Origin of the sequence: Streptomyces sp. NPDC001549, from assembly GCF_042894025.1 — a bacterium.
In the GTDB taxonomy this organism is placed as follows: domain Bacteria; phylum Actinomycetota; class Actinomycetes; order Streptomycetales; family Streptomycetaceae; genus Streptomyces; species Streptomyces kutzneri.
On the sequence record NZ_JBIAVJ010000015.1, the window covers coordinates 1 to 26,229 of the forward strand.

Sequence of the window (26,229 nt, forward strand, 5' to 3'; positions counted from 1 at the left end):
ATCAGGCCTTCCTGGAGGCCGACCAGCGCGGTGGCGTGCGTCAGGTTGGGGAAGTACCCGATGCGGACCTCGGAAGCGGAGAGCTTCTTGCCGGCATCGGCCGCGTCGGCGGCCTTCGGCTCGTCCTTCTTGGCCTCGGAGCCGTAGCCGCAGGAAGCGAGCGCACCGATCAGGAGCGGCAGGGCGGCGGCGACCATGCCGCGGCGGAGGGTGGTGCGGGTGCTGGCGGTGGCAGGCACGGGAGGACTTCCTCTCGTGACGGCGTCATCTCATGACGCGCGTCTTCGTTTGTGGAGCGACGGCGGGTACGGCTGGTGGGGGGTGTGGGCGCGTAGGCGTGATGCCGGCGGCAATTCGGTCATCGCGCACATCGCGCAACCCCTCCCTGGCCGCTGCCGAGGGCGCCGCTGCCTACGCGGCCGCCCTCCTTCGCGAAGCTGGAGAAGATGTCGGGAAGCATGGGCTAGAAGTCCCAGCCTTCCTCGTCGGCCTGAACGGTCGTCTCGGCCTTGGAGGCGAAGGACTCGCCCGCCATGCCTGCCGCCAGGGTCGTGCCGTCGGCCGGGTCGATCAGCAGGAAGGACCCGGTGCGTCGCGAGTCGGCGTACGAGTCGAGCGCGAGCGGCTCGGCGGTACGGACGACGACACGGCCGATGTCGTTGGCCACAAGCTGCCCGGGGTTCGGGTGCTGGGACAGGTCGTCCAGGGTCAGCCGCGAGGGGATCTCCTTGACGATCGCCTTGACCGTGCGCGTCGTGTGCTTGATCAGCACCCGGGCGCCGACGGCCAGCGGCTGGTCGGCCACGTGGCAGACCGTCGCCTCGACGTCCTGCGTGGTGGCCGGCGCGTTCGCGGACGGCGCGATCAGGTCGCCGCGCGAGATGTCGATGTCGTCCTTCAGCCGCAGCGTCACCGACTGCGGGGCCCAGGCGATGTCCACGCTCTCGCCGAGCGCGTCGATACCCTCGATGACCGAGGTCCGGCCGGACGGCAGGACGGTCACGGCCTCGCCGACGCGCAGGACGCCGGAGGCGATCTGGCCCGCGTAGCCGCGGTAGTCGGGGTGCTCGGCGGACTGCGGACGGATCACGTACTGCACCGGGAAGCGCGCCGGGCAGGCCGTGAGGTCGTGGCTGACCGGGACGGTCTCCAGGTGCTCCAGCACCGTCGGGCCGCCGTACCAGTCCATGTTGGCGGACGCCTCCACCACGTTGTCACCGGCCAGGGCCGAGATCGGGATCGCGGTGATCTCCGGGACGCCCAGGTCGGAGGCGTACGCGGTGAACTCCTCGGCTATGGCCGCGAAGACCGACTCCTGGTAGCCCACCAGGTCCATCTTGTTGACGGCCAGGACCACGTGCGGGACGCGCAGCAGCGCGGCGACGGCCGCGTGCCGGCGGGTCTGCTCGATGACGCCGTTGCGGGCGTCGACGAGGACCACGGCCAGGTCGGCGGTGGAGGCGCCGGTGACCATGTTCCGGGTGTACTGAACGTGCCCGGGGGTGTCCGCGAGGATGAACCGGCGGCGCGCGGTGGCGAAGTACCGGTACGCGACGTCGATGGTGATGCCCTGCTCCCGCTCGGCCCGCAGGCCGTCGGTGAGCAGCGCGAGGTCGGGGGCGTCCTGGCCGCGCTGGGCGGAGACGGCCTCGACGGCCTCCATCTGGTCGGTCAGGACCGACTTGGAGTCGTGCAGCAGCCGGCCCACCAGGGTGGACTTGCCGTCGTCGACGGAACCGGCGGTCGCGAAGCGCAGCAGGGTGGTCGCCGACACATCGGCGAACTGCTCGGTGGTGCTGGTCATGTCTAGAAGTACCCTTCGCGCTTGCGGTCTTCCATCGCGGCCTCGGACATCTTGTCGTCGGCGCGGGTCGCGCCCCGCTCGGTGAGGCGGGAGACGGCGATCTCGGCGATCACGGCGTCCAGCGTGACGGCGTCGGAGTCGACGGCGCCGGTGCAGGACATGTCACCGACGGTCCGGTAGCGGATGAGACGCGTCTCGGGCGTCTCGCTCTCCTTCGGGCCGCCCCACTCGCCCGCCGTCAGCCACATGCCGTTGCGCAGGAACACCTCGCGCTCGTGGGCGAAGTAGATCTCCGGCAGCTCGATGCCCTCGCGGGCGATGTACTGCCAGACGTCCAGCTCGGTCCAGTTCGAGAGCGGGAAGACGCGCACGTGCTCGCCGGGGGCGTGGCGGCCGTTGTAGAGCTGCCACAGCTCGGGGCGCTGGCGGCGCGGGTCCCACTGCGAGAACTCGTCGCGGAGGCTGAACACCCGCTCCTTGGCGCGGGCCTTCTCCTCGTCGCGGCGGCCGCCGCCGAAGACGGCGTCGAACTTCAGGCTCTGGATCGCCTCGGTCAGCGGCACCGTCTGCAGCGGGTTGCGGGTGCCGTCCGGGCGCTCGCGCAGCTTGCCCGCGTCGATGTACTCCTGGACGGAGGCCACGTGCAGGCGCAGGCCGTGCTTCTCGACCGTACGGTCGCGGTACTCCAGTACCTCGGGGAAGTTGTGGCCCGTGTCGACGTGCAGCAGCGTGAACGGCACCGGCGCCGGCGCGAACGCCTTCAGCGCCAGGTGCAGCATGACGATGGAGTCCTTGCCGCCGGAGAACAGGATCACCGGCTTCTCGAACTCACCCGCCACCTCGCGGAAGATGTGCACGGCCTCGGACTCGAGGGCGTCGAGGTGCGACAGCGCGTAGGGCGCATCCGTCCCGTCGTGGACGTGTGCGACGGTCGTCGTCATGCCAGACCCCTCTCGGTGAGCAGCGCGTGCAGGGCCGAAGCCGACTCCTGCACGGTCTGCGTGTGCGACTCGATACGCAGGTCCGGGGAGTCCGGAGCCTCGTACGGGTCGTCGACCCCGGTCAGACCGGAGATCTCGCCCGCCGCCTGCTTGGCGTACAGGCCCTTGACGTCACGCTCCGAGCAGACCTCGACCGGGGTGGCCACGTGGACCTCCAGGTACGAGGTGCCCTCGGCGGCGTGCCGCTTGCGGACGGCCTCACGGCTGTCCGCGAACGGTGCGATCACCGGCACCAGCGCCTTGACGCCGTTGCTCGCGAGGAGTTCGGCGACGAAGCCGATGCGCTGCACGTTGGTGTGCCGGTCCTCGCGGGTGAAGCCCAGGCCCGCGGAGAGGAACTCGCGGATCTCGTCCCCGTCGAGCACCTCCACGCGGTGGCCCTCGGCGCGCAGCCGCCCGGCCAGCGCGTAGGCGATGGTGGTCTTGCCCGCGCTCGGCAGCCCGGTCAGCCACACGGTGGCGCCCTGGTCGCTCACGCTCATCTGCTCTGTCTCCGTAGGTTCTTCGCTCGTCGTCATCAGCCGTGCAGTCCGCACTCGGTCTTGCCCCGCCCGGCCCACCGGCCGGCCCGCGCGTCCTCGCCCTCGGCGACGCGCCGGGTGCACGGGGCGCAGCCGACGGAGGCGTAACCGTCCATCAGCAGCGGGTTGGTGAGTACGCCGTGCTCGGCGACGTACGCGTCCACGTCGTCCTGGGTCCAGCGGGCGATCGGGGAGACCTTGACCTTCTGCCGCTTCTCGTCCCAGCCGACCACCGGGGTGTTCGCCCGGGTCGGGGACTCGTCGCGGCGCAGGCCCGTCGCCCACACGGCGTACGCGGTCAGGCCCTCTTCCAGCGGCTTGACCTTGCGCAGCGCGCAGCACAGGTCGGGGTCCCGGTCGTGCAGCTTCGGCCCGTGCTCGGCGTCCTGCTCGGCGACGCTCTGACGCGGGGTCAGCGTGATGACGTTGACGTCCATCACGGCCTCGACCGCGTCACGGGTGCCGATGGTCTCCTCGAAGTGGTAGCCCGTGTCGAGGAAGACCACGTCCACACCGGGGAGGACCCGCGAGGCCAGGTGGGCGACGACCGCGTCCTCCATGGAGGAGGTCACGGCGAACTCCTTGCCGAAGGTGTCGACCGCCCAGCGCAGGATGTCCAGCGCCGAGGCGTCCTCCAGCTCCCGGCCCGCACGCTCGGCCAGCTCCTTGAGCTCCCCGGCCGTGAGACGCACGTCTTGAGTGGTGGTCATATCCCGTCCCCTCCCGCTGATCCCGCTGATCCCGCTGATCCCGCTGAATCCGACTGAACGCCCCGGGCCAGCAGCCCGAGGTACTTCAGCTGGAAGGCTCGGTTGCAGGCCCTGCATTCCCACGCGCCGTGACCCGTCTCGTTGGGAAACAGGTCCTCGTCGCCGCAGTAGGGGCAGTAGAACGGTGCGGCGCGCTCGCTCACGAGAGGCTCTTCTCGTCCGCGCGGGCGACCCACGCCGCGAAGCGCTCGCCGTCCTCGCGCTGCTCCTCGTAGTGCTTGACGACCCGCTCGACGTAGTCGGGCAGACCGGCCGAGGTGACCTTGAGGCCGCGGACCTTGCGGCCGAAGCCGGCCTCCAGGCCGAGGGCGCCGCCCAGGTGGACCTGGTAGCCCTCCACCTGGTTGCCGTCGTCGTCCAGGACCAGCTGCCCCTTGAGACCGATGTCCGCCACCTGGATACGGGCGCAGGCGTTCGGGCAGCCGTTGATGTTGATGGTGAGCGGCTCGGCGAAGTCCGGCAGGCGGCGCTCCAGCTCGTCGATCAGCGAGGCGCCGCGCGCCTTGGTCTCGACGATGGCCAGCTTGCAGAACTCGATGCCGGTGCAGGCCATCGTGCCGCGGCGGAACGGGGACGGCTTGACCCGCAGGTCCAGCGCCTCCAGCGCCCCGACCACCGAGTCGACCTGGTCGGCCTCGATGTCGAGCACGATCATCTTCTGCTCGGCGGTGGTGCGCAGGCGGCCGGAGCCGTGCTGCTGCGCCACGTCCGCGATCTTGGTCAGGGTGGCGCCGTCCACGCGGCCCACGCGGGGCGCGAAGCCGACGTAGAACTTGCCGTCCTTCTGCTGGTGGACGCCCACGTGGTCGCGCCACTGGCCGCTCGGCTGCGCGGGCGCCGGGCCGTCGGTCAGCCTGCGCTTCAGGTATTCGTCCTCCAGGACCTGGCGGAACTTGGCCGGGCCCCAGTCGGCGACGAGGAACTTCAGGCGGGCGCGGTTGCGCAGCCGGCGGTAGCCGTAGTCGCGGAAGATCGAGATGACGCCCTCGTAGACGTCCGGGACCTCGTCGAGCGAGACCCAGGTGCCCAGGCGCACACCCAGCTTGGGGTTGGTGGACAGACCGCCGCCGACCCAGACGTCGAAGCCGGGACCGTGCTCGGGGTGGTTCACGCCCACGAACGCGATGTCGTTGATCTCGTGCGCCACGTCGAGCAGCGGCGAGCCGGAGATCGCGGACTTGAACTTGCGGGGCAGGTTGGAGAAGTCCTTGTTGCCGACGATGCGGCGGTAGATCTCGTCGATGGCGGGGGTGCCGTCGATGATCTCGTCCAGGGCGATGCCGGCGACGGGCGAACCGAGGATGACGCGGGGCGTGTCACCGCAGGCCTCGGTGGTGGACAGGCCCACGGCCTCCAGCCGGCGCCAGATCTCCGGGACGTCCTCGATCCGGATCCAGTGGTACTGCACGTTCTGGCGGTCGGTGAGGTCGGCGGTGCCGCGCGCGAACTCCTCCGAGATCTCGCCGATCACGCGGAGCTGCTCGGTGGTCAGCCGGCCGCCGTCGATGCGGACGCGCAGCATGAAGTACTCGTCGTCCAGCTCCTCCGGCTCCAGGATCGCGGTCTTGCCGCCGTCGATCCCGGGCTTGCGCTGGGTGTAGAGGCCCCACCAGCGCATACGGCCGCGCAGGTCGTTGGGGTCGATCGAGTCGAAGCCGCGCTTGGAGTAGATCGTCTCGATGCGTGTCCGCACATTGAGACCGTCGTCGTCCTTTTTGAACTGCTCGTTGCCGTTGAGGGGCGTGTGGTGTCCGACGGCCCACTGGCCCTCGCCGCGGTGACGGCCGGTCTTGCGGCGCGCGGCGGCTGCGGGTGCGGCTGCGGGCGTTTCGGGGGTGGCGGCCATGGCGGTACGTCCTTCTTCGGCGGCTCGAGGCAAGGGCAGGGGGAGGCGGCGGCGCTCCCCTGCGGGCTCGGCGGCTCCGAGCGGGTGTGGCTGATTCCCGCTCCGCGCCGGGGTTGCCGGCGGGCAGGGCGGTACTACGGCCTCAGGGGGCTAGCGGGTGATCGGCGCGTCCGCGGCGGCGGGGACGGCGGCCATGTGCGGCGTGGCTGGTTCCGTCAGCGCGCCGGACAGATGGCGCTGGACATGCGGCCGAGGTCGACGTGCCGCCGACTCACCAAGGCAATTCCAGCTCCATTCATGGCGGAAGCGTGTCATGTGCCGATTGGAGGAGTCCACTACTGTCCACGATTCGGACGAACTCGTCTCGAAACGTGGGACGACGTGACGGGGGTCACGCATCGAAGCCGGCTCCGCCGGCCCCGGGGCTCCGCCCCGGACCCCGCGCCTCAAACGCCGGCGGGGCTGAAATCAAGCCCCTCCGGCGTTTGAGGAGCGGGGGTTCGGCCGACCGCCCCCGGAGGGGCTACGCCCCCGGCCAGGGGCCCGGGGTCGGGGTCTCTTCCTTCTCTTCCGTCTCCGTCTTGAAGACCTTGAAGCCGCGCCGCTCGTAGTTGCTCATCGCCGTCGGGCCGTCCTGGCTGCACGTGTGCACCCACACCCGCCGGGTCGGCTCCAGCTCCGGCCAGCGCTCCGCGAGGGACCACGCGCGGGCGACGCCCACCGACAGCAGGTGCCCCCCGATACGGCGGCCGCGGAAGTCGGGGAGGAGGCCGAAGTACATGATCTCCACCAGGCCGTCGTCCTGCGGGTCGAGCTCCACGTACCCGGCCGGCGTGCCCCGGTCGTACGCGACCCACGTCTCCACCCCCGGCCGGTCCAGCTGCTCCACCCACTGCGCGCGGGTCAGGGAGAGCCGGTCCGTCCAGTGGATGTCACCGCCCACCGAGGCGTACAGGAAGCGGCTGAACTCGGGGGAGGGGACCTCCGCCCGTGCGATGGATATCTCCGGGCCCGCCGGAGCCGCCGGGACGAGGTCCGCCGGAGAGGTCATCTCCAGCGACCAGGTGGTGAGAGTGATGGTGCTCATGCAGCTCAGGGAATCATGCCGGGCCCCGTCCGGCCCAGGCGGGCCCGGACCACCGCGGGCGCGGTCGAGTGCGGGAGCAGCGCGGCCGGGTCCTCGGGGCGGATCAGCTCCACCTCCACGTCCTCCGCGAACCGGTACGGCCGGTGCGTGAGGACGCCCGCGAGGTGGCGGCGTACGCGGGACAGCTCCGCGCGGACCGTCACCGTACGCGTCGGATCCCCGAACAGCTCCCCGGCCAGCTCCGCCGCCGAGCGCCCCCGCGGGCTCTCCGTCAGCAGGAACAGCAGTTCCGCGTGGCGCGGGCTCAGCTCCTGCGACCAGCTCCCGGAGGGTCCGTAGACCGTCGCCGACCGGCATCCCGCCCGGCTGAGGTCCAGGACGATCCGGGTCGCCGCCGTGCTGTGACGGTCCTGGGTGATCCGCAGCAGCCAGCCGCCGGGCAGGGGCTCCACCACGCACTCCCCGAGCCGCGGCACCCACACCCGGCCCGGCCCGAAGGCCTTCGGCAGCGGGATCCGCTCCGCCGGGGCCAGGCCCGTCACCGCCGCCGTCCAGCCGTTCGGGTCCACGGCAAGCGCCCGCCCCGGCAGCCGGGCCAGCAGCGGAGCCGCCACCGTCCGCAGCCGCTCCAGCGACTCCAGGTGCCGCAGCCGCAGCTCCCGCTCCGCGAGCCGGGCCACCGAGGTCACCCACGCCAGCGTCGCCGGGTGCATGGTGGCCAGCGGCCCGCTGACGTCGACCACGCCCAGCAGCCGCCCGTCGCGCGGGTCCCGTACGGGCGCCCCGGCGCAGGTCCAGTCGTGGTGGCTGGAGACGAAGTGCTCGGCCGAGAACACCTGCACCGGGCGCCGGGCCACCAGGGCGGTGCCCACCCCGTTCGTGCCGACGACGGCCTCGTCCCAGTCGGCCCCGACCGCGAAGCCGAGCCGGTCCGCCTTGCGCAGGATGGAGGAGTGGCCCTCCCGCCACAGCAGCCGCCCGTCCGCGTCGGCGACGACCATGATGTGCAGGACGTCGTCCAGGGCGGGCAGCAGCCCCTCGCGCAGCACGGGCAGGATCTCCCGCAGCGGCGAGACGTGCCGCCGCTCCTCGGTCTCGGCGGCCGACAGCATCCGCGAGCGCGCGTCCCGGTCCGGGTGCACCCCGCCGGCCAGCATCCGGCGCCAGGACTCCGCGATCTCCGGCCGGGGCGCGGCCGGCGGGCGGTCCCCGGCCAGCGCCGCCGCCCGCACGCCCTTGAGCAGACGTGCCGCGGCCCGCGCGTCCATGGCCGAGATGCGTGCCACATCGACCGTGCTGCCTGTGGTGTCGGCCACCGGAACCTCCCCGTGCGAACAGGACGTACGACGCAAGCCGCCCGGGCGGTCCGCGCGTGCCGCTTCCCCGGGCACCCCGACGGACGGCTGCCGACTCAAAGGTTGCAACGGTATGCAACTCTCGCCAAGTCCCGGTCGGCCGACCGAAACTGTCCGGACGCCGCAGAGCGGCGTGCAGGCTCCTCCTCGGGGCTTCGGATCAGGGGTGGTGCCGAGTCGGCGCGGCGCCACCCCTGTACCCGGTCGACGGGCCCGGATCCCGGCCGGGAGCGGTTCGGGGACCGCCGTGGAGCCCGACGGGGGCTCTCTCCTAACCCTGGATCCGCGCCCGTTCCACCACCGACCGCAGGTCGAGGGTGTGCGGCAGCGTGCCGAAGGCCGCGCCCCAGTCACCGCCCAGCCGCGAGGCGCAGAAGGCGTCCGCGACCTCCGGCGGGGCCCACCGCACCAGCAGCGATCCCTGGAGCACCAGCGCCATGCGCTCGACGACCCGGCGGGCCCGTGCCTCGATCCCGTCCAGATCGGCGAGATCCGTCAGCAGGTCCTTGATGGCCGAATCCAGCCGGTGGTCCGCGCCCCGGGCCAGGCCGACCTCCTGGAGGAAGGCGTTCAGCGCCTGCGGCTCGCGCTGGAGGGCGCGCAGCACGTCCAGCGCCTGCACGTTGCCCGAGCCCTCCCAGATGGAGTTCAGCGGGGATTCGCGCAGCAGTCTGGGCAGCCCCGACTCCTCTACGTAGCCGTTGCCCCCCAGACATTCCAGGGCCTCCGCCACCATCGGCGTACAGCGCTTGGTCACCCAGTACTTGGCGGCGGGCACGGCGAGGCGCAGGAAGGCCTTCTCCTGCTCGGTGCCGGCGTCGTTGGCGGCCGCCAGGCGCAGGGTCAAGGTGGTGGCGGCCTCCGACTCCAGAGCGAGATCGGCGAGCACGTTGCGCATCAGCGGCTGGTCGATGAGCGGTGCTCCGAAAGCAGAGCGGTGCTCCGAGTGGTGCACGGCCTGCGTCAGCGCCTGCCGCATCAGCGAGGCCGAGCCGATCACGCAGTCCAGCCGGGTCGCCGCGACCATCTCGATGATGGTCCGCACCCCGCGGCCCTCCTCACCGACCCGCCGCGCCCAGGTCCCGTCGAATTCCACCTCGCTCGACGCGTTCGACCTGTTGCCCAGCTTGTCCTTCAGCCGCTGGATCGCGAAGACGTTGCGCGTACCGTCCGGCAGCACCCGCGGCACCAGGAAGCACGTCAGTCCGCCCGGGGCCTGCGCCAGCACCAGGAAGCCGTCGCACATCGGCGCCGAGCAGAACCACTTGTGCCCGGTCAGCAGGTACTCGCCGGACGCGTCCAGCGGCACCGCGGCCGTCGTGTTCGCCCGTACGTCGCTGCCGCCCTGCTTCTCCGTCATCCCCATGCCGAAGAGCACACCGCCCTTCTCGGCGGCCGGCCGCAGCCCCTGCTCGTACACGTGCGAGATCAGCCGCGGCTCCCATTCGGCGGCGAGCACCGGATCGGTGCGCAGCGCCGGCACGGCGGCGTGCGTCATCGAGATCGGGCAGCCGTGCCCCGCCTCGGCCTGCGACCAGATGAAGAACCCGGCGGCCCGGCGCAGATGCCCGGCCGGACGCCCCCAGGCGTCGGTGAGCCCGGACGTCACCGCGTGCCCGAGCAGCCGGTGCCAGGACGGGTGGAAATCGACCTCGTCGATCCGGTTCCCGTACCGGTCGTGCGTCCGCAGCTTGGGCGGATTCTCGTTCGACTGCACACCCCATTCCTGGGCCTGCGCGGAACCGGCCGCGTGCCCGAGGTCGGTGAGCTCCTGCCTTACCTCGCCGAGGAGTTCGGGATCCGCGGACGCGAGGTGACGCTCGATGCCCTCGGTGAGGGCCCGATCGCCGCCGTAGACGTCGTACCCCACCAGGGGCGGGGCCTGGTTGCTGACTGTGTGGGTGGTGGCTGCCATGCGGATACCGTAAGGACGTGCAGCCAGCAAAAGAAACACCCGAGCGGATCCCAGGACGGCTCCACCGGGCCCGTGCCCTTTACCGCAACGTCTCGATGCGGAAGATGGGCTGGCTGCTGCTGAAGGACACCGTCAACTCGTGCATCGAGTACCGGATCCTCGGGCTCGCGGCCGAGGCGGCGTTCTTCACGCTGCTCTCGCTGCCCCCGCTCTTCCTGGGCCTGCTGGGTCTGCTCGGCTACGTGGACGGCTGGACGGACACCCGCACGGTCGAAAGCATCGAGGAGAACATCCTGGCGGCGGTCGGCACGGTCCTGTCCGACCGGGGCGTCAACGACATCGCGCGGCCCCTGCTCGACGACGTCACCGGGCGCGGCCGCCCCGACCTGATCTCGCTTGGCTTCGCCTTCGCCCTCTGGTCCGGATCGCGTGCCGTGAACGTCTTCATCGACACCATCACCGTGATGTACGGGCTCGACGGCCAGCGCGGCATCGTCAAGACCCGGCTGCTGGCCTTTCTGCTCTACATCATCGCCCTGCTGATCGGCGCGATCGTGCTGCCGCTGATGGTGGTGGGGCCGGACGCCGTCGTCCGGCTGGTGCCCTGGGGCACCGAAGTGATCGCGGTCCTGTACTGGCCGACCGTGACCTTGCTGTCCATCGCCTTCCTCACGACGCTCTACCACGTGTCCGTGCCCGTGCGCTCGCCGTGGATCGAGGACGTGCCCGGGGCGCTGGTGGCCCTCGCCATGTGGGTGCTCGGCTCGTTCCTGCTGCGGATCTACCTCACCAACACGGTGGAGGGGCCGACGATCTACGGATCACTGGCCGCGCCCGTGGCCGTACTCCTGTGGATCGGCATCTCGGCCTTCGCGGTGCTGGTCGGGGCCGCCGTCAACGCCGCGATCGACCGGGTCTGGCCCTCCGTGGCCACGGCGTCGGCGCGCGAGGCGAACGAGCGGGCCCGGGAGGCGGAGGCCGCCCAGCTGGTCGCGCGGGCCGCCGCCTGGCGGGCGATGGCGGAGGGCGAGTCGGAGGACGACGAGGACGACGGGATGCCGTCGGAGTTCCCGGAGCGGTGGTCGAAGTTCCTGCCGCCCGAGGACTACCACTCCCGGCTGCGCAAGCACTGAGCCCACCGGGCCGGACACCCCTGGGGGTGCCTTCCCGGTCAGGCCGGGCCCTTCACCCCCCAGGCGGTGAGCAGGCCGGGGGAGAGCGCGGCGCAGTCCGGCGACTCCAGGTAGCGGATCGCCGCGTCGATCGCCGCATCGTCGACCAGCCCGGTGGCCGTCATCGGCCCCCGCGCACGCTCCCACGTACCGGCCCAGAACCGGCTGATGGGGCTGCCGGGCAGCAGCGGGGGGACGAGGATCTCGGCCCCCACGGACAGCAGACCGGCCTCCCGCAGGTGCTCGGGATAGTCCGGAACCCAGGAGACGTCGGTGCCCAGGCTGTCCCCGAGCCCCTGCCACATCGCCCGCATCACGCGGCCGTACGTGGTCGCCGGCGCGGCGGGGGTGGTCAGGTCGACCGCGTCGCCGAGGACCAGGACACCGCCCGGGGCCACCAGGGAGGCGAGCTTGCCGATCATCCGCGGCCAGTTGCGCAGGTGCATCAGCACGAACCGGGCGTGCACCAGCCGGAACCGTCCCGGGCTGAAGTCCAGGGCGGTGATGTCCGCCTCCAGCGGAGTGAGCCCGGGCGCCGGGTGTGCCCTGAGGAAGGCCGTGTCCCGGTCGACGGCGAGGACCTCCGAGACCCCGGCCCGGTCCAGGAGGAGCCGGGCGACCGTACCCGTTCCCGCGCCCACGTCCAGACAGCGCCAGCCCGGCCCGGCGCCCAGCGCGCGCAGCCGTGCCAGCGTGAAGTCGTCGTAGGCGAGCGCGCCGAGGTCGATGCGGTCGTCCTCGCCCGCCAGCTCCGGCCGGAACACCGCCTCGCCGTAGCGGCCGCCGGCCGCCCCGTCGGGACGCGGCGGCGGGTCGTCGTCGGGCAGGTTCACGTCCGGACCTCTTCACGGGGCGGGGAAAGGGGAAGCCGCGGACGCGGCGGATGCGGCCCGCATCGGCCGCATCCGCCGCCCCACCGATCCTCCACCGGCGCCCTCCCGCCCCACCGAGGCGCGCCGGGCCTGATCCGAAAGAGACGCCCGGTCCTTAACCTGGAGTGGTGTACGAGGAAGCGGTGTCCGCGGCCGTCCCCGGAGCCGTGCTGTGGCGCGCCACCGCGGGCGGCGGCTCGGTGGTGCTGCCCGACGGCTGCATGGACCTGCTGTGGTCCGACGGGCGGCTGCTGGTGGCCGGACCCGACACCGGGCCGCACGCCGCCGGGGAGGTCCCCGGCGGCGCCTTCGCCGGGATCCGGTTCGCGCCCGGCACCGCGCCCGCGCTGATCGGCGTACCGGCGCACGCACTGCGGGACCGGCGCGTCGAGCTGGCCGACCTGTGGCCCGCCCGCGCGGTACGCCGGGCGTCCGGGCTGGTCGAGGGGTACGGGGACGCGCGCGAGGGACTCGAAGCGCTGGCCCGCGCCCGCGCCGCCGATGCCGGGGCGCCCGACCCGCTGGCCGCCGAGGTCGTGGCCCGGCTCGGCGCGGGGGAGGCGGTGGCCGTCATCGCCCGCGCCGTCGGCCTCGGGGAGCGGCAGCTGCACCGGCGCTCGCTCGACGCCTTCGGGTACGGCCCCCGGACGCTCGGCCGCATCCTGCGGCTGCGCCGCGCCCTGGCCCTGGTCCGCGCGGGCCTGCCGTACGCCGAGGTCGCCTGCGCCGCCGGGTACGCCGACCAGGCGCATCTCTCGCGCGAGGTGCGGGCACTGGCCGGGACGACCCTGCGGGCCTATGCCGCCGGAGCCGACGGGGCGGACGGGGCGAAGAGCGAGACCCCGCAGCCGTCCGGGTCGAGGACGACGGCGTAGCGCTGGCCCCAGAAGGCGTCCCAGGGCTTCAGGTGTCCGGTGTGCCCGGCGGCGGTCAGTTCGGCGTAGAGCGCGTCCACCTCGGCGGGGGAGTCGCACAGGAAGGCCAGGTCCCGGCGGCCGTCACCGGTGGGCGGGGTCCATGACGGGTCGAAGGAGCGGACGGTGTCCTCCGTGTCCCACGCGATCCGCAGGCCCCCGGGCAGGACGGCCTCCACGTGCGGCAGGCCGTCGGCCTCGGCCGGGATGTCCAGCCCGAGACGGCGGTAGAAGGCGAGCGAGGCGGCCATGTCGGAGACCACCGTGCCGATCAGGTCGAGTCGAGGAGTCATGGCAGCAGGCTAGGCGGGCACCGGGCGGCCGTCTTGAACGAATCGGACACCGGGGCTGCCGTGTCACGCCCGGCATCAGCGCGGTCGGCGCGCCGCCACCGCCGCGCAGGCGACCGCCAGCGGCAGCTCCGCGCCCGCGGCCAGCAGCAGCGCCATCCCCTGACCGCCGGTCCCGGCCGAGGTCGTGACGTCGAACCAGGCGTCCATCACCAGCAGCGCGGCCGTCGCCGCCGCGACCGGGGACGCCCGGGGATCTCGCCTGCGCAGCAGCACCCCGGTCCCGGTGAGCCCGGCGGCCAGCACCAGGTCCAGGCCGATCCACGCCGTGGACCAGTGGGAGACCTCGGTGGTCTGCGGCATCGTCTTCGCCAGCACCACCACCCAGGGAAGCAGCACCAGTCCGGCGCCCGTGAGTACGGTCGCCGTCCGGGGGGTGCGGGGCGAGCGTGCGGTGCGGGGCGGGCGTGCGGTGCGGGGCGGGCGTGCGGTGCGAAGGGTGCGGGCGGCGCGGGCGGCGCGGGCGGGGCGGGCCGTGCGCCAGGCGCGCGGCTGCGGGGCGGCGAAAGCCATGACGAGGGGTCTCCTTCCGGCCCGGCGGTCCGTCCCCCGGGCAGACCACCAGCCTCGTCGGCCGGGCCCGCCGGATCAGTAGCCCCATGATCCGGATCGGGGGTGGCACCAGGTACACCCCCGTGCGGGTGCCCGCATGATGGCAGGCCCCTGATCAGTGCGATTACCGTACGGGGCATGGCAATTCGCGGGGGCGCGCCGAGGCGTACGTACACCTGGATCACGGCGCACGCGCCCTGGTCGGCATGGGCCTGGCGCAACACGGCCTTCACCGCGGCCGCGATCCCGGCCGCCCTGCCCGTGCTCCTCGGCCTCACGTGCACCGTCACGGCGCCCGGGCCCGGCACGGTCCCGCCGCTGCTGATCCTGCTGATCCTGCTGCTCGGCCCGCTCCTCACCCGGCTCCAACGCAGCCGGTTCCGGGCCCTGCTCGGCCTCGACGTGCCCAAGGTCGCACGGGAGGGCGGCCGGTTCACCCCGCGCGCACTGGCACGGCGGATGCGCTCCGAGGCGACCTGGCGGCAGTACGGCTACCACCTGCTGGTCAGCCCGCTCGCCGCCGTCGCCGGCGCGCTGGTGGTGCTCGCCTGGACCTTCGGCGTCGCCGCCGCCTGCATCTACGGCTGGATCTGGATCCTGCCCACGGAGACCCGAACCCCCGGCTGGAGCAACGACTACGACGCCATCACCGGCGGCGGAGTCCTGCTGCTGCTCGCCGCGCCCTGGCTCGCCGCCCTCTTCGCCCGGCTGGACGCCGCCGCCGCGGCCGCCCTCCTCGGCCCGAACCGGGCCCGCGAACTGGAGCAGCGGGTCGAGGACCTCGCGGAGAGCCGGGCCGGCGTGCTGGACGCCGCCGACCTCGAACGCCGCCGGATCGAACGGGACCTGCACGACGGAGCCCAGCAGCGACTGGTCGCCCTGGCCATGAACCTCGGCATCGCCCGCGCCACCCTCCCCGACCTGCCGGCCGAGGCCAAGGCCGTCATCGACGAGGCGCACCGCGAGGCGAAGGAGGCCATCGAGGAGCTGAACAGCCTGGTACGGGGCCTGCATCCGGCCGTACTCGAGGACCGCGGGCTCGACGCCGCGCTCTCCGGGATCGCCGCCCGCGCCCCGTTCCCCGTCGAGCTGACCGTGGACATCGGGCAGCGCCCCGGGGCCACCGTGGAGGCCGTCGCCTACTTCGTGGTCTCCGAGACCCTGGCCAACGTGGCCAAGCACGCCCGGGCGGAACACTGCCGGGTGCGCGTCGTACGCGGTCCGGCGGCCGGCGGGCCCGCCCGCGGCGGGGACCTGCTGCGGATCACCGTCACCGACGACGGGGTGGGCGGCGCCGACCCCGCCCGCGGCACCGGCCTGGTGGGCCTGCGCAAACGCGTAGGGTCCGTCGACGGGACCATCATGATCGAAAGCCCCCTCGGGGGTCCCACCGTCATCACCGTGGAGCTGCCGTGCGGGCTGTGATCGCCGAGGACTCCGTCCTGCTGCGCATAGGACTCGTCAAAGTCCTCGAAATGGCCGGATTCGAGGTGGTCGCCGAGACCGGCGACGCCGAGGGTCTGCTCGCCGCCGTCGGCGAACACCGCCCCGAACTGGCCCTCGTGGACGTGCGGATGCCGCCCGGCTTCACCGACGAGGGCGTCCGGGCGGCCCTGATGATCCGCCAGGAGAGCCCCGGCACGGCCGTGCTGCTGCTCTCGCAGTACGTGGAGGAACGCTACGCCGCCGATCTGCTGGCCACCCAGACCCGCGCCGGCATCGGCTACCTGCTCAAGCAACGGGTCGCCGACGTCGAGGAGTTCATCGACGCCCTGCGCCGCGTCGCCTCGGGCGGCACCGCACTCGACCCGCAGGTCGTCGCCCAGCTCCTGCTGCGCCGCGGCGGCGGCCCGGACCCGCTGGGCCGGCTCACCCCGCGCGAGCGCGAAGTGCTGGCCCTGATGGCCGAGGGCCGTTCCAACGCCGGGATCGCGGCCGAACTCGTCGTGAGCGAGAGCGCGGTGGCCAAACACATCAACAGCATCTTCGCCAAGCTCGACCTGCCCCCGGCCGACGGCGACCACCGCCGGGTCCTCGCGGTCCTGCGCTTCCTGGACGGCACGCCGTGACCCCGGCCGCAGCCGAAGGGCCCCGCCGCAGGCACCGCCTGGCCTGGATCGTCGCCGCCGCGCTCAGCGCGGTCCTCGTGGTGGTACCGGCCACCTGGCAGGTGTGGTCCTGGGGGAGCGAGGGCTCCCGGAGCGACACCCTGCGCGGCGGCAGCGACGGCCGCCCGGTGACCGCGCTGGAGATCGTGGGAGGCGACGCGGACATCACCGTCACCCCCCGCGCGGACCACGAGGTCGGCTACCGGGCCACGGTCAGCTGGTCCCTCAAGGCGCCCACCATCGAGGAGAGCCGGCTCGGCGACACCCTGCGCCTGACCCCGCACTGCCCCGGCGAGGGCTTCTGGCCGGCCGCCGGGGCCGGCTGTTCGGTCCGGCTGGCGGTGACCGTCCCCGTGGACATCCCCGTGAAGGTGACGACCCGTTCCGGCCGGATCGCGCTCAGCGGCCTGGGCGGCACCGTCGACACCGAGGCCGACTCCGGTCGGATCGAGATCGTCGGGCTGCGCGGCGCCCTGCGCGCCAAGGTCGGCTCGGGCCACCTGCACGCCACCGGACTCACCTCGGACCGGGCCGAGATCCGGGTCGGATCGGGGCGGGCCGTCGCCACCTTCGTCACCCCGCCCGACGAGGTCACGGCCCGCGTCGGCTCCGGCCGCCTGGCCCTCACCGTGCCCGCGGCCACCCGCTTCAAGGTCCGCTGCGAGGCCGGAGCCGGCCGCTGCGAGGTGCCGGACGCCCTGCGCGACCCGGCGTCGCCCCGCAGCCTGGACATCGAGGCGGGCTTCGGCCGGGCCCAGGCGGCGTACCCGGACGGGCCCTGGGCGGCGCCCGGCGCGTCCTAGGGGGTGTCTTGCCGGTCAGGCCGGGCTCGCGGTGGCCGGCAACGCGCCTCGCCGCGTTGTCCTCGGTCGGCGACGCTCCGCGTCGCCTCCCTCGTCCGCCTTGCGATCCACGGCACCGGCCACCGCTCGCTGATCCGCCCTGATCGACAAGACACCCCCTAGCCCCGCCGCACGGGAAGGCCGCCCGAAAAAGAAGTGGCCCCCACAGGACCGGGCTTGTTACGGTGGATCAGTTCCCGCCGACCGGTGGGGGACGACCAGCATGTGCATGGACCCGGAGGTGAGTTCGTTGATGACTGTCATCGCGCAGGGCGCTGCCCGCACTCAGAAGACCATCAATGTCACTTCCGTGGTCTCCGGCTGACCTCACACCTCTTCGCGCGCCGCCACCGAGCGAGCGCCCGCCGGCCGGGGCCACCCTGTGAAGGGTTTCCCTTGTCTTTCTCCGCTTTCCCGTCCTTCCCGCACACCTCGCTCCCGCACGCCCTCGCCCCCTTCGGCTGGGACGACGCCTGGGAGGCCGAGTTCGCCCCGTACGCCGAGCAGGGCCTCCTGCCCGGCCGCGTCGTACGCGTCGACCGCGGCCAGTGCGACCTCATGACCGCGGACGGCATCGTCCGCGCCGACACCGCCTTCGTCACCCCGTACGACCCGCTCCGGGTCATCTGCACCGGGGACTGGGCCGCCGTCGAGGCGGCCGGAAATCCCCGCTACGTGAAGGCGTACCTGCCGCGCCGGACCGCCTTCGTACGGTCCACCTCCTCGCAGCGGTCCGAGGGGCAGATCCTCGCCGCCAACGTCGACCACGCCATCATCGCGGTCTCCCTCGCCGTCGAGCTGGACCTCGGGCGCATCGAGCGCTTCCTGGCCCTGGCCTGGGAATCGGGGGCGCAGCCGCTGGTCGTCCTCACCAAGGCGGACCTGGTCCCGGACGCGGCGACGCTCGGGCACCTGGTCCAGGACGTGGAGGCCACCGCGCCGGGCGTCCAGGTGCTCACCGTCTCCTCCCTCACGGGGGAGGGTACGGACGTGCTGGCCGCGATCGTCGGCGACGGCACCAGCGTGCTGCTCGGCATCTCGGGCGCCGGCAAGTCCACCCTGGCCAACGCGCTGCTCGGCGCCGAGGTCATGGAGGTGCAGGCGGCCCGCGAGGTCGACGGCAAGGGCCGGCACACCACCACCACGCGCAACCTGCTCGCCCTGCCGGGCGGCGGCGTCCTGATCGACACGCCCGGACTGCGCGGCGTCGGGCTCTGGGACGCCGAGACCGGGGTCGGCCAGGTCTTCTCGGAGATCGAGGAGTACGCGGAGCACTGCCGCTTCCACGACTGCGCGCACGAGGCGGAGCCGGGCTGCGCGGTGCTGGCCGCGCTGGACTCCGGCGAGCTCGCGGACCGCCGCCTGGAGAGCTACCGCAAGCTCCTGCGGGAGAACCAGCGGATCGTCGCCAAGACGGACGCCCGGCTGCGGTCGGAGATCCGCCGCGACTGGCGCCTGAAGTCGGCGGAGGGCCGGGCCAACCACGCCGCGAAGCGCGGCGACCGGGTCTGAGGCGCAGCCGGGGGCGGGGTGCCGTCGGCCGGGACCCCGACCCCGCCCGGGACCCCGACTCCGCCCGGGACAGCCCTCACCGGGTGCTGTGGGTGATCCGCCGGAGCGGCGACAGGGCGTACCCGGCCGTCACGTATCCCACGGCGGCCGACAGAGGGACGAGAGCGGCCAGGACCAGCGCGGTGGACGACACCAGCGAGTCCTGGGGCTGCTGCCGCACGGGGGCCGGGCAGGGGGCCGGCCCGCCGTCCGGCGGCTCCGGACAGCCGGCGGGCGCCAGTACGATCGCGGACTCCGAACGCAGTTCGAGGACCGGATCGTTGCCCCTGCTCACGGCCTGCACCGCGAGCAGGTGGACCACGGCCAGCAGCGCCGTCCCGGCCATCATGAACACCCCGCCGTAGAGGCAGGTGAGACGTAAACGGGTCACGGACGGCCGCTGCGGCGCCCCGGCGGGCGAGGCCGCGGAATCGGCACCCCCCACGGCGTCGACGACGACGCGGCCCCTGATCCGGATCGGCACCGGTACTCCCCCCTCAAGGCGTCACAAGCCCCGACCCCCCCACTGTGGCCCCTCCGCCCCTAAGCAGAGCGTCAGCACCGGGCGCCGTACGGGGATGAACGGCCGCCCGCGCACCGGCGGAGCGTGCTCCCGGGGCGGTCAGAGCCCCCACGTGTGGACGCGTTCCGGGTGGATCCGGATCACCTCCGGGCTGAAATGGGGGCCCAGCTCGTGCGGGCCCGTCTCCAGCGTGGCGCGGCCCCGGATCTCGATGCCGCGCACCCGCCACGGCCGGGTGCTCACCAGGTCGTCCACGACCAGGGACAGCCGGGGGTTCCCGTGCAGGTTGCGCCACTTCTTCGTCGTGCCCATCGCCATTCCGCCCACCAGGATCGTCCCGTCCTCCTGGGGGAAGAAACCCACCGGGTTCGCCTGCGGCTGCCCGGCCGCGTCCACCGTGGCCAGGCGGCCCAGGTGCTGAGAACGCAGGTACGCCAGTTCGGCCTCGCTGAAACCCTTGAAGTCCGTCATACCGTCCAGCCTCGCAGCCGCCGCCGGTCCCCGCATCGGGCTGCGGACCTAGGTCATGGTGCGGTCGGCCGCCGGGGTGCTCACTTCGGGCGGCGGATCTGGGCCACCTTCAGGAGTTCCGTGTACGGCGTCTGCACCAACGAGCCGCGCACGAGTGCCAGCCCGTATCGGTCGACGGCCTGCCTCTGCTCCTTGGGGTCGTTGAGGTTGAAGTGCTTCCGGTCACCCGGACTGGCCACATCCACATAGACGGCCGGCCAGCGACGGTACAACCACCAGACCGTCACGCGCTCCCGACCGCGGGTCAGATTCAGGAGCTCACTGCTCTGGGAGATCGCAGCCTGATACCTGAGGTAGTCCTTGTTGGCCGGCAGGGGCCCGGGAGGATCGTCGTCCTTGCCTTCCTTCTTCAGTTTTCCGCGCCACTTCCCGGAATCCTTGAAGGTGGCATCTACTGTCATCCGGTCCTGCCTGAACGCGTAGGCCTGGACCTGGGCGGTGATTGCTTCGTAGCCAGTCGTTTCGGGCTTCTTGATCTCGACGACCACGTCCTCCAGAATTTCCTCCTGCGGGCTCAGCTGCCGCCCCGGCGGATTGACCAGCTGGCCAGGTTTGAGCATCTTGTACTTGTCTTTCGGGCCGTCGCTCGCGCGCTTGGCCTGGATCCAGTAGACGCTGCCGATGATGTGGACCGGAACCTCGCCGGAGTTCTTGAGACGCAGACGGACCCGCAGGTACATCGTCGACCCTTCCTTGTTCAGGGTCGGCATTCCGATCTCGGCCGAACCCTGCACCAGCGGACGCGACATGGAGGGAAGGTAGACCTGTGTGTACGCCAGGTTGGTGATGACGAGGAGGGTGGAGACGATCGCCCCGAGCGCGATGCGCCCCGGATAGCGGAGCACCGTCCACACCCGGCGGCGGCAGAGCACCCACAGGGACCATGAAGCGCAGACCAGCATGCCTGTCCAGAGCGCCAGGCACAGCGTGTACGACGGCCTGTCCCTGTTGAAGGCGTACATCAGGAGCAGCACCGAAGCGACGAAGAGTTCGATCACCGCTCCGAGGAGAAGGACCGGGCCTGAGTACTTCTTCTTGCGATTGCGCCAGTAGTCGAAACAGGTCGCGGCGGCGATCAGTTCCACCGCGGCCATGAACAGGAAGAGGAATCCGGTCACGCGCCCGGCGAAGGTGAGGGCGTCGAGGGAGTCCTTCATTCCTATCCAGAGGCACATGGCCGCAGTCGCCAGGAAGCCGACTGCCATGACGGAGCCGGCGATTCGCCGTCCCCAGCTGTGAGCCGGCCACACCATGCAGTTTCCGCCGCGCCATTCGATGTCGGCGTCGGGTGCCACGCCGGCGCGTTGCAGGATTTTCTGCAGTTCGTGGTGGCTCCACACCCTGCCCGCGGGCTTGCCGTCGATCACGATTTTCCGCAAGCCGTTGCCATCCGGTGGTTCTACGACCACATGGGGCTTGATTTCCATGGCATCAGCCTGCTCCCGCCGTGGGGTGAACGCCCCTGGTGTGCGCCTCACGGGAGCGGACTTCCGTGCAATGACGGGGATGCGGGCGTCACCCGAATGGAGTAGCAGGGTGCGCTACTCGTCGCGGTGCGGGGCGAGGCTGGTGACGACCGTGTCACTCGTCCGTGCAGGAGGTTCTGATGCGTACACGACTTTGCGGTTTCATAGCCGCCGTGATCATGGCCGGTCTTGGTGCCGTGGCCCCTGTCGCGCAAGCTGCCGTGCCCACCATCGACGGGCAGACGTGCCTGGACGGCAAGGGGTCGGTCGAGTACGAATCGGCCCAGGATTCGTGGATCTGCGTCGGCGGCAGTCACGACGGCGCGCCGATCGACTGAACCGGCTACGGGGCCACCGGGTTCCCGTCGGCGCGTGGGGTGCCGCATCGGGTGCAGCACTCGGCGTCGCGTTCGGCGGCCAGGCGCCCGCATGCGTCGCAGACGAGGTGCAGAAGGCACGCCGGCTCGCCGGCGTCCGACGGCAGCTGCGGGACGGGGAAGGCCGGATTGTCCGGAACGGACGTACCCATGGCGGCTCCACGACCGATCGAGTCAGGGGCTGAGAGCCTAACCCCCGATCGTGAGGGCCGCACCTGAAACCCCCGATCGTGAGGGCCGCACCCGGGACCTCCCGCGGCGGCCGGTGGGCGTCCACTCCGCCCACCGGCCGGCGGGCGCCTACTGCGCCACCACCGCCCCCACCCACGCCCCCACTACCATCAGGCACGCGAACAGCTCCACCAGCACGCTCGTCCCCACCGCCCGCATCACCGCCCGTACCGACGCCCAGGCCTCGCCGTGCGTCCCCAGGCGGAGCCGCTCGCACAGGTAGATGCCGCCGATGAAGCCCGGAACCGCCCCCACCACCGGGATCAGGACGAAGCCCAGCAGCGCCCCCGCCCCCGCGAACACCACCATCCGTGTCGTGATGCCCAGCCCCCGCACATGCCGGGTCGGCAGCAGCCACTTCACCACCTGGACCACCAGCAGCAGGGCCGTCGCCGCGACCAGCAGGGACCACGCCGACGCCGAGCGCACGTGCAGCGCCCACCACAGCAGCCCCGCCCACACCAGCCAGGTGCCCGGCACACCCGGGATCAGCACACCGACCACCCCGAGCAGCAGCACCAGCCCCACCAGCAGCAGCTGAGGCAGATCCATGCGCTCAGCCTGACCGACCAGGGGCTATCGGGCCACCCAGCCCCGCTCGTACGCGTGCCAGCCCAGCTGCAGCCGTGTCGTCACCCCGGACAGCTGCATCAGGCCCTTGACCCGCCGCTGCACCGTCCGCAGCCCCAGCTCCAGGTGCTTCGCCACGCTCGCGTCCGTCATGCCCGCCAGGAGCAGCGAGAGGATCTCCAGGTCCGTGGCGTCCGGGCCGCCCCCGGCCTCCTCCGCCGAACCGGCCGCCCCCAGCCGCAGCGGCAGCGACTCCCGCCACACCGCCTCGAACAGGCCGGTCAGGGACTCCAGCAGCCCCGACGCGTGCACCACCAGCGCCGCCGGCTCCACCCCACGCGCCGTCAGCGGGACCATGGCCAGCGTCCGGTCCGCGATCACCAGCTTAGTCGGGACCTCCGCCGTCACCCGGATCTGCTCGCCGCGCGCCAGCGCCGTCGTCGCCTCCCGGATCCCGCCCGGCAGGGTCAGTGCCTCCCGCTCGATGACCACCCGGTAGTCGACCCCGCGGACGGAGGCCCGGTCCTCCGCCTCGTTGTCCGTCCCCGTCACCACCTGCGGCCGGCCGGTGACCAGCGCGCAGACCTCCTTCTCCGCGCCCAGCTGGATCTGGTGGAAGCGGTGCGCCACCGCGCTCGCACCCTGCACCACCTCCACGAGGTCGTGCACCGCCGGTTCGGTCGCCTCCGCCCGGTACTCCTCGGCCAGCAGCGCCGCCGCCAGCTCCGCCTGCTCCAGCTCGTGCCGCTGCTGGGTCAGCAGCGCCCCGAGGGCCACCCCCGGCGGAGCCGCCACCCAGCGCCCGGGCCGGGCCGAGGACTGCGCCGCCAGCCCGTGCCGCTCCAGGTGGCGCAGGGCCCGTTCGGTGTGCGGCACCGGCAGTGTCAGCCGGTGCGCGAGGTCGGGTACCTCCGCGGCCCCCAGCGCGACCAGCGCGCGGTACGCCGACTCCTGGTCCTCGTCCAGGCCTATGGCACCCAGCACCCCGTCCACCCACCTTTCGACACGCGCCTGGCGGGAAGCGGCCACGGCGCAAACCCGCCGCGGACATCATCGCCGCACCCGATGCCACTCTGCCAAGGTGACGCCACCGCAGCACCAACATCCGCCGGCCAGAAGCCATTTACGCGGCGCTTTCGCCGTGCAATGCAGTAGTTGGCCGGAATTCACCTGGGGAGAGCGATGCGTCCGATATCGCGTACGGCACTCGGGGCGGCCACCGCGGCCGTCCTGGCTGTCACCGCCATCGGCCCGACGGCGGCGCAGCCGGCCGACGGAGCGCCCGGAGCGGGGAGGAGACCACTCGTCGGCGGCGAGGCGGCCGGAATGCAGCCCACGGCCCCCGTCACGGTGACCCTGGTCACCGGCGACCGGATCCTGGTGTCCACCGACGCGGCCGGCCGCACCGCCGCCACCGCGATGCCGCGCGCGGACGGCTCGCAGCCGCTCGTGCAGACCCGGCAGTCGGGCAAGGACCTGTACGTCTACCCCGAGGGCGCGGTCAAGGCCCTCGCCGCCGGCAAGGTCGACCGCGAGCTCTTCAACGTCACCGGCCTCGTCCGGCAGGGCTACGACGACGCGCACACCAGGAAGCTGCCGCTCATCGCCGTCTACGACGGCTCCGTGAACGTGGCGCGCAGCGCCCCGCCCGTGCCCCGCGGCGCCGACCGCTCCCTCGTCCTCGGCTCCATCGGCGCCGTCGCCCTCGCCGCCGACAAGGAGCAGGCCGCCGCCTTCTGGTCGGACGTCACCGGTACGGACCCCCGCGCGCGCTCCGTGGCCGGCGGGCTGAAGAAGCTGTGGCTGGACGGCAAGGTCCAGGCGAACCTGGAACGCTCCACGAAGCAGGTGGCCGCCACCGCCGCCTGGGCCGCCGGGTACGACGGCAGGGGCACCAAGGTCGCCGTCCTCGACACCGGAACGGACCTGGACCACCCGGACCTCCGGGGCCGCGTCACCGCGTCGAAGAACTTCCCGCGGTACACGGCCCCGCTCGACGGGATGAAGACGGTCGCGGCGGAGAACGGCCAGAGCATCGGGCTGGGCGTCACCGGACACGCGGGCTACACCCCGGGTGCGTTGAAGTCGGCGAAGCTGTCGTACTCCTACGACGGCGAGCACTGGACGCAGGCGAAGGTGAGCGAGCGGGGCGGCCGGTGGAGCGCGGTCGTCGACCACGCCGGAGCCTCCGGCAAGCCCGTGTCGCTGAAGGTCGAACTGACCGACGCGAAGGGCGCCACGGTCACCCAGGCGATCGTACGGACGTACGACGTGCGCTGACCCGTACGGGTGCAGCGCGCAGGGTCCACCGGACGGCGCTCCGGTGGACCCTTTTCCCGCATTCGGCGTTTTCCGCCCCCATGGGAGGCCGAGAATGAAGCCATGAGTCAGCAGGGCGCGGACGACTGGTGGCAGAAGCTCTACGAGGGCCCGGACGCGGGAGCGGAACCCGACCCGGGGGACACCCTGGACAACCGGTTCCGCTCGGCGGCGGGAGTGACGACGGACCCGGCACCGGCCGCGGCACCGGCGACGGGCCCGGCACCGGTCTCGGGCCCGGCATCGGGCCTCGCGCCGGACCGGGGCCCGGACCCGGGCCCGGGCCCGCCGGAACCTCCGCGTGCCCCGGAGCCGCTGCTCCCCGGCCCCCGGCAGGGGGAGCCGACCCCGACCCCGACCCTGCCCACCCTCCCGCCGCCGCGGGATCCCCGGGCGGGCGACGCCACGGGGTACGCGCTCGGGGGCGTGGCCGTACCACCGGTGCGCGGACCCGAGCTGCCGGTGCGGCACCGGGATGCGCCGAGCCCGGAGGCCTGGTTCGACCCGGACCCGCCGCCACGGCCGCAGCCGGCGCCCGCGCCCGCGGCCGAGTCCGAGTCAGAGCCGGGGCCCGGGCCGGGACCCGGGCCCGGGCCGGTGGCGGCCGGACCGGAGGCCGTCCGGCCCCAGGTCTCCCACCTGGGCGACCGTGCCCCCACCTACGCCGCCGAACCCAGCGCCCTCCCGCCCGCCGACCCGGCCGCCATCTTGGGGCTGACCCCGGACACCGTCCTGGAGGGGGCCCGCTACGGCTCCTACACCCTGCGCGCCGCCTCCCTGCGCGGGGACTCCGCCCGCTACCGCGGCGAGGCCCGGCGCGACTTCCTGCTCACCGCCCGCTTCGGCAGCGGCGACGACGCGCTGGTCCTGGTGGCCCTCGCGGGCGGGGACCGGGCCGCCCCCGGGGCCGCCGAGGCCGCCGCCGACCTGTGCCGCACCGTCGCGTCCGCCGTCGGGCGCAGCCAGGAGCGGCTGGCCGACGACATCCGCGCCGAGCGCCGCGACGCCCTGCGCTCGGGTCTGCAACGGCTCACCGACCGGGGCTACGGACGACTGCGGGCCCGCGCCGCCGAGTTGGGGCTCGCGGAGCCGGCGTACACCGCCGGACTGCGCGGGCTGCTGCTGCCGGTGGACCCGGCGTGCCGCGCCCGGGTGTGCTTCGGCGCGGGCGCGGGCGGCCTGTTCCGGCTCCGCTCGGGGCAGTGGCAGGACCTGGAACCCGCCGGGCCGGCCGAGGACACGGAGGGCGGTTTCCGCTTCCGCGCGGCCGTGGCCCGGCCCGGGGACACCCTGCTCCTGTGCTCCGGGGGCCTGGCGGAACCGATGCGGGAGGAAGCCGCCCTCCCGGCGGAGCTCGCCGCCCGCTGGGCCGGTCAGGAGCCGCCGGGCCTCGCGGCCTTCCTCGCGGACACCCAGCTCCGACTCAAGGGGTACGCCGACGACCGGACGGCCGCCGCGGTCTGGGAGGCGTAACCGGCGCGGCACGGCACGGCGCGGCGCGGCTTCCGGTCACGCGGAAGGCAGGAGCTGTTCGCGCACCCATGCGGGATCG

The 26,229-nt window shown here is 73.0% G+C and carries 28 protein-coding genes and 1 pseudogene; 9 read left to right on the forward strand and 20 right to left on the reverse strand.

Features of this window, described 5'->3' with window-relative positions; genetic code table 11:
* The 11 genes and pseudogenes from ACFY04_RS23515 to ACFY04_RS23565 form a co-directional block, all read right to left on the reverse strand.
* Window positions 1–197, reverse strand: a pseudogene (locus ACFY04_RS23515) (sulfate ABC transporter substrate-binding protein); the annotation flags it as partial.
* A gap of 266 nt (window positions 198–463) precedes the next feature.
* On the reverse strand, window positions 464–1,804 hold the full coding sequence (locus ACFY04_RS23520; protein WP_389119336.1) for a sulfate adenylyltransferase subunit 1: 1,341 nt from the start codon (window positions 1,802–1,804) through the stop codon (window positions 464–466).
* Between the two features lie 2 nt (window positions 1,805–1,806).
* Window positions 1,807–2,745, reverse strand: a complete 939-nt coding sequence (gene cysD, locus ACFY04_RS23525) for a sulfate adenylyltransferase subunit CysD (RefSeq protein ID WP_389119338.1) — start codon at window positions 2,743–2,745, stop codon at window positions 1,807–1,809.
* Window positions 2,742–3,287: an adenylyl-sulfate kinase gene (gene cysC / locus ACFY04_RS23530; protein ID WP_389119340.1), complete on the reverse strand. Its 546-nt coding sequence runs from the start codon at window positions 3,285–3,287 to the stop codon at window positions 2,742–2,744. Before cysC ends, cysD begins: the two co-directional genes overlap by 4 nt.
* A gap of 35 nt (window positions 3,288–3,322) precedes the next feature.
* The gene (locus ACFY04_RS23535) at window positions 3,323–4,036 is read right to left on the reverse strand and encodes a phosphoadenylyl-sulfate reductase (protein ID WP_389119342.1); all 714 of its coding nucleotides are present in this window, start codon (window positions 4,034–4,036) and stop codon (window positions 3,323–3,325) included.
* A complete protein-coding gene (locus ACFY04_RS23540) occupies window positions 4,033–4,239 on the reverse strand; it encodes a hypothetical protein (protein ID WP_079406494.1) in 207 nt (68 codons plus the stop codon). Before ACFY04_RS23540 ends, ACFY04_RS23535 begins: the two co-directional genes overlap by 4 nt.
* Complete coding sequence (locus ACFY04_RS23545; protein ID WP_389119344.1) at window positions 4,236–5,942, reverse strand: nitrite/sulfite reductase; 1,707 nt, start codon at window positions 5,940–5,942, stop codon at window positions 4,236–4,238. Before ACFY04_RS23545 ends, ACFY04_RS23540 begins: the two co-directional genes overlap by 4 nt.
* A gap of 215 nt (window positions 5,943–6,157) precedes the next feature.
* Complete coding sequence (locus tag ACFY04_RS23550; RefSeq protein WP_312847410.1) at window positions 6,158–6,241, reverse strand: putative leader peptide; 84 nt, start codon at window positions 6,239–6,241, stop codon at window positions 6,158–6,160.
* Window positions 6,242–6,465: 224 nt separating this feature from the next.
* A complete protein-coding gene (locus ACFY04_RS23555) occupies window positions 6,466–7,029 on the reverse strand; it encodes a GNAT family N-acetyltransferase (RefSeq protein ID WP_389119346.1) in 564 nt (187 codons plus the stop codon).
* Between the two features lie 5 nt (window positions 7,030–7,034).
* Window positions 7,035–8,297, reverse strand: coding sequence for a GAF domain-containing protein (locus tag ACFY04_RS23560; RefSeq protein WP_389119588.1), 1,263 nt, complete (start codon window positions 8,295–8,297; stop codon window positions 7,035–7,037).
* A 358-nt stretch (window positions 8,298–8,655) separates the two neighbouring features.
* The gene (locus ACFY04_RS23565) at window positions 8,656–10,299 is read right to left on the reverse strand and encodes an acyl-CoA dehydrogenase family protein (RefSeq protein WP_389119347.1); all 1,644 of its coding nucleotides are present in this window, start codon (window positions 10,297–10,299) and stop codon (window positions 8,656–8,658) included.
* 17 nt (window positions 10,300–10,316) lie between these two features.
* On the opposite strand from ACFY04_RS23565, the gene ACFY04_RS23570 reads away from it, so the two are divergent.
* Entirely contained in the window at window positions 10,317–11,432 is a 1,116-nt protein-coding gene (locus ACFY04_RS23570; protein WP_389119349.1) for a YihY/virulence factor BrkB family protein, read from the forward strand.
* A gap of 38 nt (window positions 11,433–11,470) precedes the next feature.
* Here ACFY04_RS23570 and ACFY04_RS23575 read toward each other — a convergent pair whose 3' ends face one another.
* A complete protein-coding gene (locus ACFY04_RS23575; protein WP_389119351.1) occupies window positions 11,471–12,304 on the reverse strand; it encodes a class I SAM-dependent methyltransferase in 834 nt (277 codons plus the stop codon).
* Between the two features lie 167 nt (window positions 12,305–12,471).
* Here ACFY04_RS23575 and ACFY04_RS23580 point away from each other — a divergent pair, with 167 nt between their 5' ends.
* The gene (locus tag ACFY04_RS23580; RefSeq protein ID WP_389119353.1) at window positions 12,472–13,218 is read left to right on the forward strand and encodes a helix-turn-helix domain-containing protein; all 747 of its coding nucleotides are present in this window, start codon (window positions 12,472–12,474) and stop codon (window positions 13,216–13,218) included.
* Here the strand turns inward: ACFY04_RS23580 and ACFY04_RS23585 are convergent.
* Both ACFY04_RS23585 and ACFY04_RS23590 read right to left on the reverse strand, forming a co-directional pair.
* On the reverse strand, window positions 13,140–13,550 hold the full coding sequence (locus ACFY04_RS23585) for a VOC family protein (RefSeq protein ID WP_389119354.1): 411 nt from the start codon (window positions 13,548–13,550) through the stop codon (window positions 13,140–13,142). The genes ACFY04_RS23580 and ACFY04_RS23585 overlap by 79 nt on opposite strands.
* 75 nt (window positions 13,551–13,625) lie before the next feature.
* The gene (locus ACFY04_RS23590; protein WP_389119356.1) at window positions 13,626–14,120 is read right to left on the reverse strand and encodes a hypothetical protein; all 495 of its coding nucleotides are present in this window, start codon (window positions 14,118–14,120) and stop codon (window positions 13,626–13,628) included.
* 177 nt (window positions 14,121–14,297) lie between these two features.
* On the opposite strand from ACFY04_RS23590, the gene ACFY04_RS23595 reads away from it, so the two are divergent.
* The 4 genes from ACFY04_RS23595 to rsgA all read left to right on the forward strand — a co-directional run bounded on the left by ACFY04_RS23595 (window position 14,298) and on the right by rsgA (window position 18,621).
* Window positions 14,298–15,584 (forward strand): histidine kinase, encoded by a 1,287-nt coding sequence (locus tag ACFY04_RS23595; RefSeq protein WP_389119357.1) that lies wholly within the window; start codon window positions 14,298–14,300, stop codon window positions 15,582–15,584.
* Window positions 15,572–16,228 carry a response regulator transcription factor gene (locus ACFY04_RS23600; protein ID WP_314250130.1) on the forward strand — a complete coding sequence of 219 codons (657 nt, stop codon included), beginning with the start codon at window positions 15,572–15,574 and terminating at the stop codon, window positions 16,226–16,228. The genes ACFY04_RS23595 and ACFY04_RS23600 overlap by 13 nt, the downstream gene beginning before the upstream one ends.
* A complete protein-coding gene (locus ACFY04_RS23605; protein ID WP_389119359.1) occupies window positions 16,225–17,070 on the forward strand; it encodes a hypothetical protein in 846 nt (281 codons plus the stop codon). The genes ACFY04_RS23600 and ACFY04_RS23605 overlap by 4 nt, the downstream gene beginning before the upstream one ends.
* 435 nt (window positions 17,071–17,505) lie before the next feature.
* A complete protein-coding gene (gene rsgA / locus ACFY04_RS23610) occupies window positions 17,506–18,621 on the forward strand; it encodes a ribosome small subunit-dependent GTPase A (protein WP_389119361.1) in 1,116 nt (371 codons plus the stop codon).
* A gap of 76 nt (window positions 18,622–18,697) precedes the next feature.
* Here the strand turns inward: rsgA and ACFY04_RS23615 are convergent, their stop codons facing one another.
* The 3 genes from ACFY04_RS23615 to ACFY04_RS23625 all read right to left on the reverse strand — a co-directional run bounded on the left by ACFY04_RS23615 (window position 18,698) and on the right by ACFY04_RS23625 (window position 21,141).
* Entirely contained in the window at window positions 18,698–19,051 is a 354-nt protein-coding gene (locus ACFY04_RS23615; protein ID WP_389119362.1) for a hypothetical protein, read from the reverse strand.
* A gap of 231 nt (window positions 19,052–19,282) precedes the next feature.
* Window positions 19,283–19,654, reverse strand: coding sequence for a PPOX class F420-dependent oxidoreductase (locus ACFY04_RS23620; RefSeq protein WP_389119364.1), 372 nt, complete (start codon window positions 19,652–19,654; stop codon window positions 19,283–19,285).
* A gap of 80 nt (window positions 19,655–19,734) precedes the next feature.
* Window positions 19,735–21,141, reverse strand: a complete 1,407-nt coding sequence (locus ACFY04_RS23625) for a hypothetical protein (RefSeq protein ID WP_389119365.1) — start codon at window positions 21,139–21,141, stop codon at window positions 19,735–19,737.
* Between the two features lie 179 nt (window positions 21,142–21,320).
* Between ACFY04_RS23625 and ACFY04_RS23630 the strand changes: the two genes are divergently transcribed.
* A complete protein-coding gene (locus ACFY04_RS23630; RefSeq protein ID WP_389119366.1) occupies window positions 21,321–21,518 on the forward strand; it encodes a hypothetical protein in 198 nt (65 codons plus the stop codon).
* Window positions 21,519–21,523: 5 nt separating this feature from the next.
* On the opposite strand, the gene ACFY04_RS23635 is transcribed toward ACFY04_RS23630, so the two are convergent.
* From ACFY04_RS23635 to ACFY04_RS23645, 3 genes are all read right to left on the reverse strand, one after another.
* The gene (locus tag ACFY04_RS23635) at window positions 21,524–21,709 is read right to left on the reverse strand and encodes a hypothetical protein (RefSeq protein WP_389119367.1); all 186 of its coding nucleotides are present in this window, start codon (window positions 21,707–21,709) and stop codon (window positions 21,524–21,526) included.
* Between the two features lie 148 nt (window positions 21,710–21,857).
* A complete protein-coding gene (locus ACFY04_RS23640; protein WP_389119368.1) occupies window positions 21,858–22,340 on the reverse strand; it encodes a DUF456 domain-containing protein in 483 nt (160 codons plus the stop codon).
* Window positions 22,341–22,364: 24 nt separating this feature from the next.
* Window positions 22,365–23,342 carry a helix-turn-helix domain-containing protein gene (locus ACFY04_RS23645; protein ID WP_389119590.1) on the reverse strand — a complete coding sequence of 326 codons (978 nt, stop codon included), beginning with the start codon at window positions 23,340–23,342 and terminating at the stop codon, window positions 22,365–22,367.
* A gap of 198 nt (window positions 23,343–23,540) precedes the next feature.
* Here ACFY04_RS23645 and ACFY04_RS23650 point away from each other — a divergent pair, with 198 nt between their 5' ends.
* Together ACFY04_RS23650 and ACFY04_RS23655 are read left to right on the forward strand one after the other, a co-directional pair.
* Window positions 23,541–24,638, forward strand: a complete 1,098-nt coding sequence (locus ACFY04_RS23650) for a hypothetical protein (RefSeq protein WP_389119370.1) — start codon at window positions 23,541–23,543, stop codon at window positions 24,636–24,638.
* Between the two features lie 102 nt (window positions 24,639–24,740).
* Window positions 24,741–26,150, forward strand: a complete 1,410-nt coding sequence (locus ACFY04_RS23655) for a protein phosphatase 2C domain-containing protein (protein WP_389119372.1) — start codon at window positions 24,741–24,743, stop codon at window positions 26,148–26,150.
* Window positions 26,151–26,229 lie beyond the last annotated feature (79 nt).

Bases quoted from the DNA above. Each gene is read 5' to 3' on its own strand.
- ACFY04_RS23630 (WP_389119366.1), top strand. From the start codon at position 21,321: ATGCGTACACGACTTTGCGGTTTCATAGCCGCCGTGATCATGGCCGGT.
- ACFY04_RS23640 (WP_389119368.1), bottom strand. From the start codon at position 22,340: ATGGATCTGCCTCAGCTGCTGCTGGTGGGGCTGGTGCTGCTGCTCGGG.
- ACFY04_RS23625 (WP_389119365.1), bottom strand. From the start codon at position 21,141: ATGGAAATCAAGCCCCATGTGGTCGTAGAACCACCGGATGGCAACGGC.
- ACFY04_RS23585 (WP_389119354.1), bottom strand. From the start codon at position 13,550: ATGACTCCTCGACTCGACCTGATCGGCACGGTGGTCTCCGACATGGCC.
- cysD (WP_389119338.1), bottom strand. From the start codon at position 2,745: ATGACGACGACCGTCGCACACGTCCACGACGGGACGGATGCGCCCTAC.
- ACFY04_RS23655 (WP_389119372.1), top strand. From the start codon at position 24,741: ATGAGTCAGCAGGGCGCGGACGACTGGTGGCAGAAGCTCTACGAGGGC.
- ACFY04_RS23560 (WP_389119588.1), bottom strand. From the start codon at position 8,297: ATGGACGCGCGGGCCGCGGCACGTCTGCTCAAGGGCGTGCGGGCGGCG.
- ACFY04_RS23535 (WP_389119342.1), bottom strand. From the start codon at position 4,036: ATGACCACCACTCAAGACGTGCGTCTCACGGCCGGGGAGCTCAAGGAG.
- ACFY04_RS23650 (WP_389119370.1), top strand. From the start codon at position 23,541: ATGCGTCCGATATCGCGTACGGCACTCGGGGCGGCCACCGCGGCCGTC.
- ACFY04_RS23565 (WP_389119347.1), bottom strand. From the start codon at position 10,299: ATGGCAGCCACCACCCACACAGTCAGCAACCAGGCCCCGCCCCTGGTG.
- ACFY04_RS23545 (WP_389119344.1), bottom strand. From the start codon at position 5,942: ATGGCCGCCACCCCCGAAACGCCCGCAGCCGCACCCGCAGCCGCCGCG.
- ACFY04_RS23555 (WP_389119346.1), bottom strand. From the start codon at position 7,029: ATGAGCACCATCACTCTCACCACCTGGTCGCTGGAGATGACCTCTCCG.
- ACFY04_RS23550 (WP_312847410.1), bottom strand. From the start codon at position 6,241: ATGAATGGAGCTGGAATTGCCTTGGTGAGTCGGCGGCACGTCGACCTC.
- ACFY04_RS23590 (WP_389119356.1), bottom strand. From the start codon at position 14,120: ATGGCTTTCGCCGCCCCGCAGCCGCGCGCCTGGCGCACGGCCCGCCCC.
- cysC (WP_389119340.1), bottom strand. From the start codon at position 3,287: ATGAGCGTGAGCGACCAGGGCGCCACCGTGTGGCTGACCGGGCTGCCG.
- ACFY04_RS23620 (WP_389119364.1), bottom strand. From the start codon at position 19,654: ATGACGGACTTCAAGGGTTTCAGCGAGGCCGAACTGGCGTACCTGCGT.
- ACFY04_RS23595 (WP_389119357.1), top strand. From the start codon at position 14,298: ATGGCAATTCGCGGGGGCGCGCCGAGGCGTACGTACACCTGGATCACG.
- ACFY04_RS23635 (WP_389119367.1), bottom strand. From the start codon at position 21,709: ATGGGTACGTCCGTTCCGGACAATCCGGCCTTCCCCGTCCCGCAGCTG.
- ACFY04_RS23520 (WP_389119336.1), bottom strand. From the start codon at position 1,804: ATGACCAGCACCACCGAGCAGTTCGCCGATGTGTCGGCGACCACCCTG.